Source organism: Streptomyces sp. NBC_00433, assembly GCA_036015235.1.
GTDB lineage: Bacteria > Actinomycetota > Actinomycetes > Streptomycetales > Streptomycetaceae > Actinacidiphila.
This window is the reverse complement of record CP107926.1, coordinates 8,668,551-8,682,687: the sequence shown is the minus strand read 5'-3', so window position 1 is coordinate 8,682,687 and position 14,137 is coordinate 8,668,551. Positions and strand designations below refer to the sequence as shown.

Annotated in this window: 14 protein-coding genes; 7 read left to right on the top strand and 7 right to left on the bottom strand. The window is 71.9% G+C overall.

Going from position 1 to position 14,137, the window contains the following annotated elements:
* Window positions 1–13: 13 nt before the first annotated feature.
* From OG900_37615 to OG900_37605, 3 genes are all read right to left on the bottom strand, one after another.
* Entirely contained in the window at window positions 14–775 is a 762-nt protein-coding gene (locus tag OG900_37615) for an acyltransferase (protein WUH96069.1), read from the bottom strand.
* A 150-nt stretch (window positions 776–925) separates the two neighbouring features.
* Complete coding sequence (locus OG900_37610; GenBank protein WUH95319.1) at window positions 926–1,585, bottom strand: DedA family protein; 660 nt, start codon at window positions 1,583–1,585, stop codon at window positions 926–928.
* A 130-nt stretch (window positions 1,586–1,715) separates the two neighbouring features.
* Window positions 1,716–2,168 (bottom strand): DUF4442 domain-containing protein, encoded by a 453-nt coding sequence (locus OG900_37605; protein ID WUH95318.1) that lies wholly within the window; start codon window positions 2,166–2,168, stop codon window positions 1,716–1,718.
* 399 nt (window positions 2,169–2,567) lie between these two features.
* Between OG900_37605 and OG900_37600 the strand changes: the two genes are divergently transcribed.
* On the top strand, window positions 2,568–3,431 hold the full coding sequence (locus tag OG900_37600; GenBank protein WUH95317.1) for a hypothetical protein: 864 nt from the start codon (window positions 2,568–2,570) through the stop codon (window positions 3,429–3,431).
* 97 nt (window positions 3,432–3,528) lie between these two features.
* Window positions 3,529–4,815: an MFS transporter gene (locus tag OG900_37595; GenBank protein WUH95316.1), complete on the top strand. Its 1,287-nt coding sequence runs from the start codon at window positions 3,529–3,531 to the stop codon at window positions 4,813–4,815.
* A gap of 36 nt (window positions 4,816–4,851) precedes the next feature.
* Here OG900_37595 and OG900_37590 read toward each other — a convergent pair whose 3' ends face one another.
* Complete coding sequence (locus tag OG900_37590; GenBank protein ID WUH95315.1) at window positions 4,852–5,733, bottom strand: fused MFS/spermidine synthase; 882 nt, start codon at window positions 5,731–5,733, stop codon at window positions 4,852–4,854.
* 76 nt (window positions 5,734–5,809) lie between these two features.
* A complete protein-coding gene (tuf, locus tag OG900_37585; protein ID WUH95314.1) occupies window positions 5,810–6,988 on the bottom strand; it encodes an elongation factor Tu in 1,179 nt (392 codons plus the stop codon).
* Window positions 6,989–7,503: 515 nt separating this feature from the next.
* On the opposite strand from tuf, the gene OG900_37580 reads away from it, so the two are divergent.
* Both OG900_37580 and OG900_37575 read left to right on the top strand, forming a co-directional pair.
* Entirely contained in the window at window positions 7,504–8,760 is a 1,257-nt protein-coding gene (locus OG900_37580) for an MFS transporter (protein WUH95313.1), read from the top strand.
* A gap of 145 nt (window positions 8,761–8,905) precedes the next feature.
* Window positions 8,906–9,670 (top strand): VTT domain-containing protein, encoded by a 765-nt coding sequence (locus tag OG900_37575; GenBank protein WUH95312.1) that lies wholly within the window; start codon window positions 8,906–8,908, stop codon window positions 9,668–9,670.
* Here OG900_37575 and OG900_37570 read toward each other — a convergent pair.
* Window positions 9,624–10,238 (bottom strand): flavin reductase family protein, encoded by a 615-nt coding sequence (locus OG900_37570; GenBank protein ID WUH95311.1) that lies wholly within the window; start codon window positions 10,236–10,238, stop codon window positions 9,624–9,626. The genes OG900_37575 and OG900_37570 overlap by 47 nt on opposite strands.
* Window positions 10,239–10,355: 117 nt before the next feature.
* Between OG900_37570 and OG900_37565 the strand changes: the two genes are divergently transcribed.
* The 3 genes from OG900_37565 to OG900_37555 all read left to right on the top strand — a co-directional run bounded on the left by OG900_37565 (window position 10,356) and on the right by OG900_37555 (window position 13,629).
* Window positions 10,356–11,000 carry a recombinase family protein gene (locus tag OG900_37565; protein WUH95310.1) on the top strand — a complete coding sequence of 215 codons (645 nt, stop codon included), beginning with the start codon at window positions 10,356–10,358 and terminating at the stop codon, window positions 10,998–11,000.
* Window positions 10,997–12,022, top strand: a complete 1,026-nt coding sequence (locus tag OG900_37560; GenBank protein ID WUH95309.1) for a recombinase family protein — start codon at window positions 10,997–10,999, stop codon at window positions 12,020–12,022. Before OG900_37565 ends, OG900_37560 begins: the two co-directional genes overlap by 4 nt.
* Window positions 12,023–12,474: 452 nt before the next feature.
* Window positions 12,475–13,629 carry a tyrosine-type recombinase/integrase gene (locus tag OG900_37555; GenBank protein WUH95308.1) on the top strand — a complete coding sequence of 385 codons (1,155 nt, stop codon included), beginning with the start codon at window positions 12,475–12,477 and terminating at the stop codon, window positions 13,627–13,629.
* Window positions 13,630–13,686: 57 nt separating this feature from the next.
* Here the strand turns inward: OG900_37555 and OG900_37550 are convergent, their stop codons facing one another.
* Entirely contained in the window at window positions 13,687–13,878 is a 192-nt protein-coding gene (locus OG900_37550) for a helix-turn-helix domain-containing protein (protein ID WUH95307.1), read from the bottom strand.
* Between the last annotated feature and the right edge of the window lie 259 nt (window positions 13,879–14,137).

The following is a 14,137-nucleotide window of genomic DNA, read 5'->3' as shown; positions in this document are numbered from 1 at the left end:
CTCGTACCAGCCGTCAGGCCTGCTGTTCGAACTCCCCGGTGTCCAGCAGCTGTTCGGGAGAGGCCTCGGCCGGGAAGGGGATGGGCGCCGGGGTGCGCAGCGGCGGCTGCCAGTCCGACGTGTCCTCGTCCCAGCGGCGTACGATCCTGGCCGGCGCGCCCGCGACCACCGCGAAGTCCGGGACGTCACCACGCACGACGGCGCCGGCCGCGACCACCACGTTCCTGCCGAGGCGGGCGCCGGGCAGGACCACGCAGCCCGCCCCGAGCCAGCTGCCCGCGCCGATCTCGACCGGCGCGGTGCGCGGCCACTGCTCGCCGATCGGCCGGGCGATGTCGTCGTAGGAGTGGTTGATGCTGGTCAGATAGACGTACGGGCCGCAGTAGACCTTCTCGCCGAGCACGATCGGGGCGAGCGCCACCACATGGCTGCCGCGGCCGAGCACGACGCCGTCACCGAGCCGCAGCACCGGGTCCGGGCCGAAGCCGGTGCCGGGGTCGTCGTCCGGCAGGGCGTCGGTGGGCATCAGGCCGACGGTGAGGGTGACCTGCTCGCCGATGATGCAGTAGTCGCCGAGGTGGATCCAGCGCTCACCGAAGACGGTGCCCAGCGGGTGGGCGAGCCGGGTGCCGGGGCCGATCCGGCCGAAGTGCAGCAGCCCGGGGCGCTCCGCGGTGACCGCGCCCGCGTTCTGCGCCCAGCGCCGGGCCCGGTGCACCAGACGCGAGGCCGACCGCCGCCGCCAGGCCGTGGCGGAGCTCGCGGCCGCGGTCACAGCGGCGGCCGTCGAGAGGAACACGTTCTCATTCCTGGGCACACAGTCACCGTATACGGTGCCGGAGGACAGCGGCGGACCGGCGTGGAGGCGTGACCGATGCGGCGGGTCGGCGGTAGGCGGGGCTGACGGCGGCGGTTGTGGGCCAGGTCACTCGCCCTGCGCGACCGCCACTTCGACGTCCTCCGCCGGGGCTTCTTCCATCTCGGCCTGCATCTTGGCCGCGCGGCGCTTGACGAGCACCAGGGAGCCGATGCCGAAGACCACCGCGATGCCGAGTCCGACGTAGCCGAACCGCTTGAGCCAGGGCTCCGCGACCTGGCCGACGTAGTAGATGACGGCGGTTATTCCGCCGGCCCAGACGATGCCGCCGAGCGCGTTGGCGGTCAGGAACCGGCCGTAGGGCATCTTCAGCACGCCGGCCAGCGGCCCGGCGAAGATCCGCAGCAGGGCGACGAAGCGGCCGAAGAAGACCGCCCACATGCCCCAGCGCTGGAAGGAGCGCTCGGCGGTGGCCACGTGGCCGGGTGAGAAGTGCGAGGGGAAGCGTCTGCCGAGCTTGTCCAGCAGCGGCTTGCCGCCCTTGCGGCCGATGGCATAGCCGATGGAGTCGCCGCCGACGGCGCCGACGATCGCGCACACCGCGACCAGCCAGGGGTTGGCGTGCCCCTGCGAGGACATCAGGGCGGCCGTCATGAGCACGATCTCGCCGGGCAGCGGGATGCCCAGGCTCTCCAGGCCGATCACCAGACCCACTATCAGGTACACGGCGACCGGTGGGATGTCGTTGAGCCAGTCCTGGACGTGCACAGCCGGTCCCTCCCCACAACAGCGGTCTGGTGGCGCGCACACGGCGCACCACCCAGGAAGACTAACCGACGGGCCGGACAATGCATTCCGGCCCGTCGTGGCCGCCGGGCGGCCCGGCCGCGGCGGTCCTTCAGCTGTTGGGGCGCAGTGTCCAGACGATCGTCATGTGCGAGGTCTCGGCGCCGTCCGCGCGCCGCACGGACACCTCGACGGGGAATTCCGGCCGGATGCCCGCGTCCAGCTCCGCGACGACCTCGGCGGCCGGGCGGCCCAGCACGGCGGTGGCGGTGAGGCCGCCCTTGGCCAGCTTGGTCCAGCCGATCTCCGCGCGCACCGGCAGGGGCACGGCCCTGCCGAGCTGGTCGCCGAAGGCGGCGAGCACGACGGCGCCGCTGGCGGACTCGGCGAGGGTGAACATCGCGCCGGCGTGCGGCCCCGCGACATGGTTGTGGTAATCGGGGTCGTCGGGCAGCGCGAGCACCGCACGCTCCGCCGTGGTCTCCAGGTATTCCAGACGCAGGGTGCGGACCATCGGCACGGTGGCCGTCAGGAGTTCGCCGATCGAGGGCAGAGTCTCGGACATGCCCGCATGTTACCAGTCAGTAGGACGGTCCGGCATGGAACCTGCCGCACCGCTCCCCTAGTGTTTCCAGCCATGTGGCCAGGAGAGCAGCAGCCCGGGGGACAGTCCGGGGCACAGCAGAATCCATCGGGCAATACGCCTCAGCAACCGCAGGGACCTTACGGGCAGCCGCCCAATCCGTACGCCCAGCCCGGTTATCAACAGCCCGGATATCAGCAGCCCGGCTACGGCTATCCCCAACCCGGGCAGCAGCCGCCGGCCCAGCCGCCCGGCCCCCCCGCGCAGGGCTACGGGCAGCCGTCGCCGTACGGTCAGCCCGCACCGTACGGTCAGCCTGGCTACCAGGCGTCCGGCCGGCCGCCCACCGGCTACCCCGCCCCGCAGAACTGGGGTCCCCCGGTGCCCGGCGGTCCCGACGGCGCCCGCCCGCCCGGCGGCCGCGGCAAGACGACCGTCTGGGTCGCCATCGGCGCGGCCCTCGCGGTGACAGCCGCCGCCGCGGTCACGGTGGTCCTGGTCTCCGGCGGCGACAAGAAGACCGACGCGCAGGACACCACCACCCCGCCCGCCACGGCCACCTCGCCCGCGTCCCCGACGGCCGATCCCACGCCGACCGCGACCGGCACCCAGGAACCGGGGGCCACCGGCGGCGACGACCCGCGCGGCCCGCAGGGCTCGACCGACGTCTCGCCGGTCGTCCCCGGCTGGCAGGCGGTCAAGCGCCAGGAGCGCAACTCGGTCTTCGACGTGCCGCCGGACTGGACGGTGGGCAGCGAGAGCATGACCGTCGGCTTCGCCGACGACTCCGGCAAGGTGCAGGTCGCCGTCGGCGCGCCCGCGTACTACAAGGAGACCGCCTGCAAGGTCGGCGACAACGACGTCGCCGACGCCGGCTCCGGCACCAAGGGCGGCGCCGGGGCGTCGAGCCTCCAGGCCGCCGCCGAGAACGAGGCCAGGGCCTGGGCGAAGTGGGCCTTCCAGGAGAAGGGCAAGGGCACCGTCTCCAAGCCGCTGAACAGCAAGGCCTTCCACAATGCCTACGGCATCACCGGCTGGCAGGCGCAGGCCACCATGACCTCGGTGCCCAAGACCGAGAAGTGCGCCTCGGACGGCATCGCCTACACCGTGGCCTGGCTCGACCCGGCGCAGGCCAAGCCGACGCCCGTGGTGTGGGTGCTGTGGGCCCGGCAGGGCGTGCCCGACCAGATCACGCAGGCCGTGATCGACAGGATCAAGAGTTCCATCCGCCCGATGAGCAAGTAGACGGCGGCGGCCGTACGGTCTGCGGCGGCGGCCTTGCGCTCTTCGGCCGCCGCCTAATCCGCTTGGCAGTCCGCCGGGCGTCGGCGATAGTCCCCTGATGGCAGAACACGACCACGCCCGCCCGCTGCGCCTTCCGCCCTGGGCGGGGCGGAATTTCCGGTTGCTGGTGGGGGCGTCGTTCGTCACCGGCATCGGCAATTCCGGCGCCACCATCGCCGCGGCCTTCGCGGTCATCGAGTCCGGCGGCAGCGCCACCGACGTCGGCCTGGTGGCCGCCGCCCGCACCCTGGCGATGGTGGTGCTGCTGCTGGTCGGCGGCGCGGTCGCGGACCGGCTGCCGCGGCAGCGCGTGATGGCCGTCTCCAACGCGGTCAACGCCGGCTCGCAGGCGCTCTTCGCCGTCCTCGTGCTGACCGGGCACGCCACGCTGTGGCAGATGGCCGCGCTGACCGCGGTCGGCGGCGGCGCGGTGGCCTTCTTCACCCCCGCCGCCCAGGGCCTGGTCCTGTCCACCGTCGAGCCGGCGAGCGCGGGCCCGGCCATCTCCGTCTACCGGCTGGCGACGAACGCGGCGGGGATCGGCGGCGCCGCGCTGGGCGGCGCGCTGGTCGCCGCGTTCGGGGCCGGCTGGGTGCTGGCGGTCGACGCGGCGGGCTTCGCCGTGGCCGCGGCGATGCGGTCCCGCATCGACGTCGCGCACACCCCCAGGGAGCCGAAGGCCGGCGGCATGCTGCGTGAACTGCGCGAGGGCTGGCAGGTGGTGGCGTCCACGTCCTGGCTGTGGAGCATCGTGGTGCAGTTCGCCGTCGTGAACGGCATGTTCACCGCGGTCGAGGCGGTCTACGGGCCGCTGGTCTCCAGGGACCGCCTCGGCGGCGCCGGACCCTGGGGCCTGGCGCTGGCCGCGGCCGGGGCGGGCACGGCGGTGGGCGCGGTGCTGATGATGCGCTGGCGGCCGCGCCGCATCCTGCTCGTGGGCACGCTCTGCGTCTTCCCGGCGGCCCTGCCCGCGGTCGCGCTGGCGCTGGTGCTGCCGGCCTGGGCGCTGGCCGCGGTGATGTTCGCCTGCGGGGTGGCGATCGAGGTCTTCGCGGTCAACTGGATGCTCGCCATGCACCAGGAGATCCCCGAGGACCTGATGTCCCGGGTCGCGGGCTTCGACTGGATGGGCTCGGTCGGGCTGACCCCGGTCGCCCTGGCCCTGGCAGGCCCGGCCGCCTCGCTCTTCGGCCGCACCCGGGCGCTGTGGGGCTCGGCGGGCCTGATCGTCCTGCTGACGGCCGCGGTCCTGCTGCTGCCCGACGTCCGCCGGATGGAACGCAGGCCGCACCGGGCGGCCGCGCCGGAGGTGCGTACCCCGGTGGCGGCCGACCCGGCGGCATGACGCCAGGTCCGCAGGCACCCTACGTTCCGAGGCCGGTCAGCCGACCGTGAAGGCGCCCTCCGGCGGCGGGGGTGAGGCCGTCGCAGAGGCGTCGTCGACCGGGCGGGCGCCGCCGGTCATGCGGGACAGGTCGGAGCCGTGGACGACGCGGGCCGGGAAGGCGTCGCCGGCGCACAGCCGGGACAGCTCCTCGACCGGCAGCGGGCGGCGGCTCGCGACCAGCACCGCGTTGCCGTAGCGGCGGCCGCGCAGCACCCCGGGTTCCGCCATCAGGCACAGGTCGCCGCCTTCCGCCAGCGCCGCCCGTACGGTGGCCAGTTGCGAGCGCAGGAAGGCGAAGGGCGCGGCGTCGGCGATGTTGGCCAGGTAGACGCCGTCCGGGCGCAGCACGCGCAGCGCGTCGCGTACGAATTCCACCGACGTCAGCGCGGCGGGCACCCGGGAGCCGCCGAAGACGTCGGCCACCACGAGGTCCGCACCCGCGGCGCCCGCGTCCGCCAGCCAGGCCCGCGCGTCGGCGACGTCCACGGTCACCGCGGGGTCGGGCAAGGGCAGGACCTCCGCGACCAGCGCGGCCAGCCGCCGGTCCGCCTCGACGACCTGCTGGCGCGAGCCGGGCCGCTCGACGGCGAGCCAGCGCGCCAGCGTCATCGCCCCGCCGCCGAGGTGCACCGCGTCCAGCGGCTCCCCCGGGCCGAAGGCGGCCTCGACGGCGTAAGCGATACGCCGCACGTACTCGAACTCCAGGTGCCGCGGGGCGTCGAGGTCCACGTACGACTGCGGCGCGCCGTCGACGGTGAGCAGCCAGGCCCGGTCGCGGTCGACGTCGGGCAGCAGCCTGGCCGTCCCGAAGTCGACGTTCCGCACCACCGGCACCCGCTCGTCGTCCGGCTCCGGCCGGTCCTCGTCCTCGTTCACCGGGCCATTGTCGCCCGCCCGCGTGATCGGCCTGCCGCTGCCCGGTACGTGACAACGTACCGGGCAGCGGCAGGGCTCAGAGCAGCGCGGTCACCGTGCCCGCGCCGACCGTGCGCCCGCCCTCGCGGATGGCGAAGCCGAGCCCCGGCTCCAGCGGCAGCGCGCGGCCGAGGTCGACGGTGACGTCGGCCGTGTCACCGGGCAGCGCCATCCCGGCCGGGCCGAGGTCGACGTCGCCGACCACGTCCGCGGTGCGGATGTAGAACTGCGGCCGGTAGCCGGTGGCGACCGGGGTGTGCCGGCCGCCCTCCGCCGCGGGCACGATGTAGACGCGCGCGGTGAAGCGGCGGTGCGGTGCGACGCTGTCCGGCGCCGCGACGATGTCGCCGCGCCGCACCTGGCCGCGCTGCACACCGCGCAGCAGCAGCGCCACGTTGTCACCGGCCTGCGCCGAGTCCATCGGCCTGCCGAAGGTCTCAAGTCCGGTGACCACGCTGGTCAGCACCTCCCCCGCGGCCGTGTGCAGCTGCACCCGGTCGCCGGGCGCCACCGTCCCGCGCTCGACCGCGCCGGTCACGACGGTGCCGCGCCCGGTGATGGTCATGACGTTCTCCACCGACACCAGGAACGGCGCCCGCGTGTAGCGCACCGGCACCGGCACGTAGGCGTCGATCGCGTCCAGCAGCTCGCCGGTCGCGGCCGTCCAGCGCGGGTCGCCCTCCAGCGCGCGCAGCCCGGAGACCCGCACGACCGGCAGCTCCTCGCCGGGGTAGCCGTGCGCGGTGAGCAGCTCGCGCACCTCCAGCTCCACCAGGTCGGTCAGCTCGGGGTCGCCGGCGTCCGCCTTGTTCAGCGCCACGACGATGTGCCGCACCCCGATCTGCCGGGCGAGCAGCACATGCTCCGCGGTCTGCGGCATGACGCCGTCGAGCGCCGAGACGACCAGGATCGCGCCGTCCAGCTGGGCCGCACCGATGATCATGTTCTTGACGTAGTCGGCGTGGCCCGGCATGTCCACGTGGGCGTAGTGCCGGGTGGCGGTCTCGTACTCGACGTGCGCGATGCTGATGGTGATGCCGCGGGCCGCCTCCTCAGGCGCCCGGTCGATCCGGTCGAACGGCACGAAGGTGCCTCTGCCCCGGTCGGCGAGGACCTTGGTGATGGCCGCCGTGAGGGTGGTCTTGCCGTGGTCGACATGACCCATGGTGCCGATGTTCAGATGCGGCTTGCTGCGGACGTACGCCTGCTTGGACATGACGGTGTCTCCTCCTGGGACGCCGAGTTCTGTCGTGGACCCCTGGGCCTGGCCGACCCTCCCCGTGCGGGGTCCCATCGGACGTCGGTCCGGGGAGGGTCAGCGTCGGGCGCCGTCGAAGGATGCGTTCCGGAGCGCCTGGGCGGCGGATGCGGCCGGGGCGGCGCAGGCAGCCTTCGACGCGACCGCTGCTGCGGTGGCGTCTGCGAGGAAGGCGAGCCGGAACATGCCCCGATCATGGCGGGCGGGCCGGGCCGCGTCGAAGGGTTTTAGGGGCCGGGGCGGTTGGACGGGCCCGTCGTCGCGCATGCGGACTTCTGCGATACGGGCGACGCCCGGATGTCGGGTGGTCGTCACCTGCCGGTGACGTGGGGGGTTCCGCGAGGTGAGAGGATTTGTTCCGTCGGTGAACTTAGACGCCCGCCCGAGCGGCGGCCCGCCGTCCCGTCCCCGTCCGTCTCGGGCCCCGCCCGCCGCAGCCCCACCCGCAGCCCGACCCGTTCGAAGGAAGCTCCATGCCCCTGGCCATCCTCGCCCTCGCGGTGAGCGCCTTCGGTATCGGCACCACGGAATTCATGATGATGGGCCTGCTGCCCGACGTCGCCGACGACCTCGGCACGTCGGTACCCACCGCAGGCTATCTGGTGTCCGCGTACGCGATCGGCGTCGTCGTCGGCGCCCCGCTGCTCACCGGGCTCGGCGCGCGGATCCCGCGCAAGCGGATGCTCCTGCTGCTGATGGCGCTCTTCACCGTCGGCAACGCCGCCTCCGCCGTCGCCCCCGGCTACGGCACGCTGCTGGCCGGTCGCTTCCTCGCCGGGCTGCCGCACGGCGCCTTCTTCGGCGTCGGCGCGGTCGTGGCGTCCCGGCTGGTCGCGGAGGACCGCAGGGCGCGGGCGGTCGCCGCGATGTTCCTCGGCCTGACGATCGCGAACATCGTCGGCGTGCCCGCCGCCACCCTGCTCGGCCAGCACCTGGGCTGGCGGGCCACCTTCCTGGTGGTGACCGTGATCGGCCTGCTCTCGCTGGCCGCGCTCGCCCTGCTGGTGCCGCGGCAGGCGGAGGAGGAGCCGCCCGGGCTCGTCAGGGAACTGCGGGCGCTGCGCGAACCGCAGGTGCTGCTCGGCCTGCTGACCGCGGTGTTCGGCTTCGCCGGGGTCTTCGCCGTCTACAGCTACCTCGCCTCGATGATGACCGAGGTCACCGGTTACTCCGACGCCACCGTGACGATCCTGCTCGCGCTGTTCGGCATCGGCATGACCCTCGGCGCGCTCGCCGCCGGCCCCCTCACCGACCGGGCCCTGCGACCCACCCTCTACGGCTCGCTGGCCGCGCTCGCCGTCGTCCTGGTCGGCTTCCACTACGCCGCCCAGTCCAAGGTGACCGCCCCTGTCGCCGTCCTGGTGCTGGGCGCCGTCGGCTTCATGACCACCACCCCGCTCCAGATGCTGGTGATGAACAAGGCCCGCCGCGCTCCCACCCTCGCCTCCGCCTCCAACCACTCCGCCTTCAACCTCGCGAACGCCGGCGGCGCCTGGCTCGGCGGCGCCGCCATCTCCGCCGGCTGGGGCTGGACCTCCCCCGCGCTGGTCGGCGCGGTGCTCACGGTGGTGGGACTGGCGGTGGCGATCACGGCGGGGGTCCTGGACCGGGGTACGCCGTCCGGTGCGGTGGCCGCGGCGCCGGTTTCCGTTCCGCAGCCGGTTCCGCAGCCGGTTCCGCAGCCGGTTCCGGTCGAGGGGCGGGAGTCGGCGACGGCGGAGGGGGCGTAGGGCGCCGGCGGCACGTGGCAGCGCCACCGTACGAGCACCGGCGGTCGATCGCGGTGCGGACGCAGCCCGGCCGTGACGGCGCGGGCGGCCGGCCCTCGGGGCTCCCGCGGCACCTTCGCGCGTCGGATCGCGTTAGGCTCCCGGGGTGCCGCACCGCGTAGCCTTCGCCGTCCGCTGCTCACGCGCCCTGCTGTCGCCGTGGGCCAGGTTCGCGGTGCTCGTGCTGCTGCTTGCGGCGGCCGGAGCGGCGGTGCTGGCCTGGCACCCGCAGCGGCTGATGACCGCGCACGGCTGGCAGCCGCACACCTCGGGCGGTACGGCGGTGCTGCTTTTCGCCGTCGCGTACGGCCTGTGCACCGTCGCCTTCGTGCCCCGCCCGCTGCTCAATGCCGCGGCCGGGGCCCTCTACGGCATCCACGCCGGGCTGCCCGCCGCGATCGGCGGCACGGTGCTCGGCGCCGGCCTGGCCTTCCTGCTCGGACGCTTCCTCGGCCGGGACGCGCTGCGCCCGCTGCTGCGCGGCCGGGTCGCGCTGTCGCTGGACCGGCAGTTGAGCCGGCACGGCTTCCGCAGCACGCTCGCGCTGCGGCTCTTCCCCGGCGTGCCCTTCGCCGCCGCGAACTACGCGGCGGCGGTCTCCCGTATCCGGCTGCTGCCCTTCCTCACCGCGACAGCGGCGGGCAGCGCCGCGAACACCGCCGCCTACGTGGTGGCCGGCAGCCGCGCCGCCTCCCCGACCTCACCGGTCTTCCTGCTGGCGCTGGGCTTCCTGGGGGTGACGGGCGTGGCCGCGGCGGTGGTCGCCCGCGGCGCGCGCGCCCGTTCCCGTACCGCGGCCGACGCGACCGCGCCGGCCCCCGAGGTCAGCGACGACGGCCTTCCTGCCACTCCTGCACGGAGATCCGCTTGATCTCCAGCACCTCGCCGAGGGTGCTCCACTCGTCCTTGCCCAGCCGGGCCAGCGGCCGCAGCTTGTGCACATCCGGGTGCCCGTCGGTCAGCACGGCCTCGGACACGGCCGCGTGGACGACCCGCCCGAAGACGACGGTGGAGTCCCCCAGCCTGACCGTGCTGTGCAGTTCGCACTCCAACGCGACCGGCGACGCGGCGACCCGCGGCGGCTTGACCCGCAGGCTCGGCTCCCTGGCGATCCCGACCTCGTCGAACTCGCTGACCCCGTGCGGGAATTCGGTCCCGGTCGCGTTGATCTCCTCGAACAGGTGCTCGGGCGCGAGGTTGACCACGAACTGCCCGGTCTCCTCGACATTGCGCACCGAGTCCTTCCGCCCCACCGAGGTGAACTGCACCACCGGCGGACTCACGCAGGACACCGAGAAGAAGCTGTGCGGGGCGAGGTTGTCGGTCCCCGCCGCCGAGGTCGTGGACACCCAGGCGATCGGCCGCGGCACGACCGTCGCGGTGAGCAGCCGGTAGAAGGTGTTGCGGTCCAGCTCGGCCGGGTCGAAATCGATTCGCATGGCCCCAGTATCCACACGGCCCCGCGAAGCCCCACAGCGGATCGCGGCACCGCCGAACCCCGCGCCCGCGGAAAGCCTGCCCGGCGCCGGACGGCACGAGTACCCGGAGCTGAACTCATGACCACGATCCTGTCCCCGTGGGACGACCTGGCGATCCCGCCGCAGACACGAGGCCGCGGCGTCACCCTCAACCTGTTCGACCAGCTGTCCGCCTACGTTCCCAAGCGGCCCGGGGCGTACGTGCGGATCTCCTCGAACCGCTTCGGCCTGGAGGCAGGTGTCGACCGGCAGAGCGACGACGCCGAGGACACCCGGCATCGCTTGCGGTGGAGCCGGTTCGCGAAGGTCTACCGGGAGAACGACACCTCGGCGTTCAAGAAACGCAAGGTCGTCCGTCCCGACGGCTCGATCGACTGGGTGGTCATCCGGCCCAAGTTCCGCCAACTGCTGGCCGACCTGGCAGCCGGGGTCATCGACGGGGTCGTCTTCTACGACCTGGACCGCCTGGTCCGCCAGCCACGCGACCTCGAAGACCTGATCGACATCATCGAATACGTCCAGCGGCCCGCGATCGGTGCCACCGGCGGCCGAATGAATCTGATCAACGACAACGACCGGCACATGGCCCGCATGATGTGCGTGATGGCCCTGAAATCCTCCGAGGACACTTCCCGCCGTGTCGCCCGCATGCACCTGGCCGCGGCCCAGCAGGGCAGGATCCAGGGCCGCATCGCCTACGGCTGGATCCGCAGGGGGGGGTGAACAAGGGCAGGCTGCTCGACGTGGAGGCGGCCGTCGTCGAGGGCATCTTTGCGGGCTGCCTCCTGGGCGAGACCGCTTACAGCATGGCCACCGACCTCAACCGGCGTGATGTCCCACCGCCCGAGGCTCGCACCTGGTCTTCGACCATGATCAACAAGATGTTGCGCAACCCCCGCTGCGCCGGCATGGTCTCCTACGGCGGCAAGCACCGCGTCGACCCCGCCACCGACTGGGACGGCTGGTCCCGCGTCCTGTTCGACGACAACGGCCACCCGCTCCTCGGCAGCTGGGACCGCATCATCGACCCCCGCCAGTGGTCCCAGGTCCAGTTCGAGCTGCAACTGCGCCGCCAGAACGCCGGCATCCCAGCCGGAAGCAATCGGCCCGCCGTCTCCGCCAAGTACCTGCTCTCAGGCATCCTGCGCTGCGGCAAATGCCAACGCGGCCTGGTCGGCCACCGCTCCCCCAGGGAGAACCGCCGCACCTACCGCTGCCCGCCCTCCGCACACGGCGGATGCGCGAGCACCTCCATCAGCGCCGAACCCGCCGAGAAGGCCGTCGAAGAGGCCATGACCGCCTACTTCACCCAGCTCCTGACCAGTCCCGCACCACAGGACAGCGCCCCCGCACACGCCGACATCCTCACCGACCTCCAAGCCACCCTGGCCGGTGAGCTCACCCGCAAGCAGAACCTGGTCGACCGCTGGACAACCGGCAACCTCGCCGAGACCGGTCTGACCGAAGAGGACTTCTTCCACCTGGTCGCCGCAATCAACCGGAAGATATCCGGCCTCCAGGACGCCCTGGCAGCAGCCGATTCCTCTCGCCGCCCGAGCACACACACTGTCGAAGCATCGGATTGGCGCAAAGGCACGGTCAACCAGCGCCGCGCCCTCCTGCGCCGCTACCTCCACGCAGTGACCGTCCTGCCACCAGCCAATACCCCCGGAAGTACCCGCACCCAGCGCCTCCGCGAACGCCTGCACCCCACCTGGAGGAGCCCGCAGGAAATCGCGGCCTGACCCCCTGGTGGCCCCCTGGCGCAGGGGGCCACCAGGCGGCCTCAGGACGCCAAGCGATAGATCATCCAACGCAACTGCGCCACCTCCACGTCCTCGAGATCAGGGGCACAACTGAGAAACCCGTCAATCCATTCGGCATCACCAGAACTGCCAGCGGAGTTGCACACCGGCACCTCTTCCGCCACCTGTGACGTGCGTGTACCCGCCGAACTCATGGAATCCGCTGCCCCGCGACGCTCCACATTGACCTCCCCAAGTAGCAGTGTTGAACACGCACCATGGGGGATCACCCGCGGTTTGGGCCCACCGCGGAATTCTGATAAAGGGCGCGGATCTCCCTATGAAGTTCCACCACATACCACACAGTTGGGGACTCTTCCCAGCTCAGGAGGGTGAACCACCCTCGGCGGTCAGCAAAACGTCAGCACTGGACGCCGAGGAGTCGAACAGAGATGGCCACCAAGGCACTGCCCCATGGAATGGGCGCGTTCTTCAAGGAGTGCGAGCACCCCGCCTCGCGCTGGTCGAAGTGCCCCCACACCTACAAGATCAGGTGCCGCGACGCCTCCGGCAAACAGGTCGAGGAATCCGGCTTCACCAGCCAGGACGCCGCCATCGAGCGGCTCACCGACATCTTCCGCGCCAAGAAGTCGCAGACCCACAACCGGAGCAAGGCAGAACGCATCCGCAAGTACGGCCCCATGCAGTTCGCCGACTTCGCGGCCGAGTGGCGCGCTGGTCAGCGCCACCTCGCCGACGGCTCACTTCGGCACCTGGACTCCCTCCTCAAACACCACCTGCTGCCGGCGTTCGCGAGCCGCCGGATGAGCAGCTTCGACCACAAAGTCGTCGACGCCTTCATCCAGTCCATGGAGCGAAGCGGCGTAGGTCTGGCGACACAGTCCAACACCTTCGACAAGCTCAAGGCGATCCTTCTCGACGCCCACCGGCTCGGCCTCTACGACGACAGCCCACTGGACGGCGTCCAGCCCCCGCAATACGACCCGAGCCGTGCGGTGATCCCGTCCCTGGCCCAGCTCGATGGTCTGCGCACGGTAGGCGATGACGCCTTCGGCCTGATCGCCGAGCTTATGAGCGGCTGCGGCCTGCGCAACGGCGAAGCAGCCGCGGTCCACCTCGACAACATCGTCGCCGACGCCACCTACCGCGTCCGCGAGCAGGTCAACCAGACCACCAACACCTACGCCAGGCTCAAGCACCGCAAGACGGGCGAGTACCGGGACGTCCCCCTGCCCGCCAGGGTCCGCAAATCCATCCAGCAGTACGCGGACACCCACAGCACCGTAGACGGGTACCTGCTGCGCCACCCGCGCGACTCCGGCCAGCCGTATCCGTACTATTGCCTGTCCAACCAGTGGCAGCGCATCAAGAAGTCCGGAGCCGTCGAGGTTCCTGACGGCATGACCCTCTACGGCTTCCGCCACTTCTTCGCCTCGAACTGCCTCTCCCACGGCATACCCATCACCGACGTCGCCGAGTGGATGGGCCACCGGAGCCTCGACATCACCTTCAGGATCTACCGCCACCTGATGCCCGGCTCGATCAACAAGGCCGCCAAGATCCTGGACCTCGGCCTGGCCGCATAACCAAGGGCGGGCCCTCCTGCCCTAGCCAAGGAAAGAGGGCCCGTCGGCACCACGAGATCAGCCGGCAGTCCGCCGCTGCCTGACCCATGCCTGTACCTCGGAAACCTTGAACTGGATCTTCGCATTCATCCCCCTCCCGAACTTGTACGGCACCAACCCCACCCGCGGCGCCTCGCGATACACCCACTGGACCGACATGTTCAAGTACTCGGCCGTCTCTTTGGCGTCCATAAACTGCGCCGTCGGCATGAGCATCTCCCCTACTTCGTCGACCCGCTCCAAGCAGATCCGCCCGGATGGCCAGCACCGTGCATCTTCACAGCGGATTTGGACGAGCCGCCGAATCCCGATAAAGGGCCGCAGATCCGCAGGGATGACGGTCACCGAGCACCCGGCGCACAGCCAACTGTCAGGGGGACTGAAGGTCGCACACTCGCACAAAACCACGCTGGGCCCTTCCCGGAACAATCACTGGACCGCCTCCACTCGCCCAGAGAGCACCAGCGCC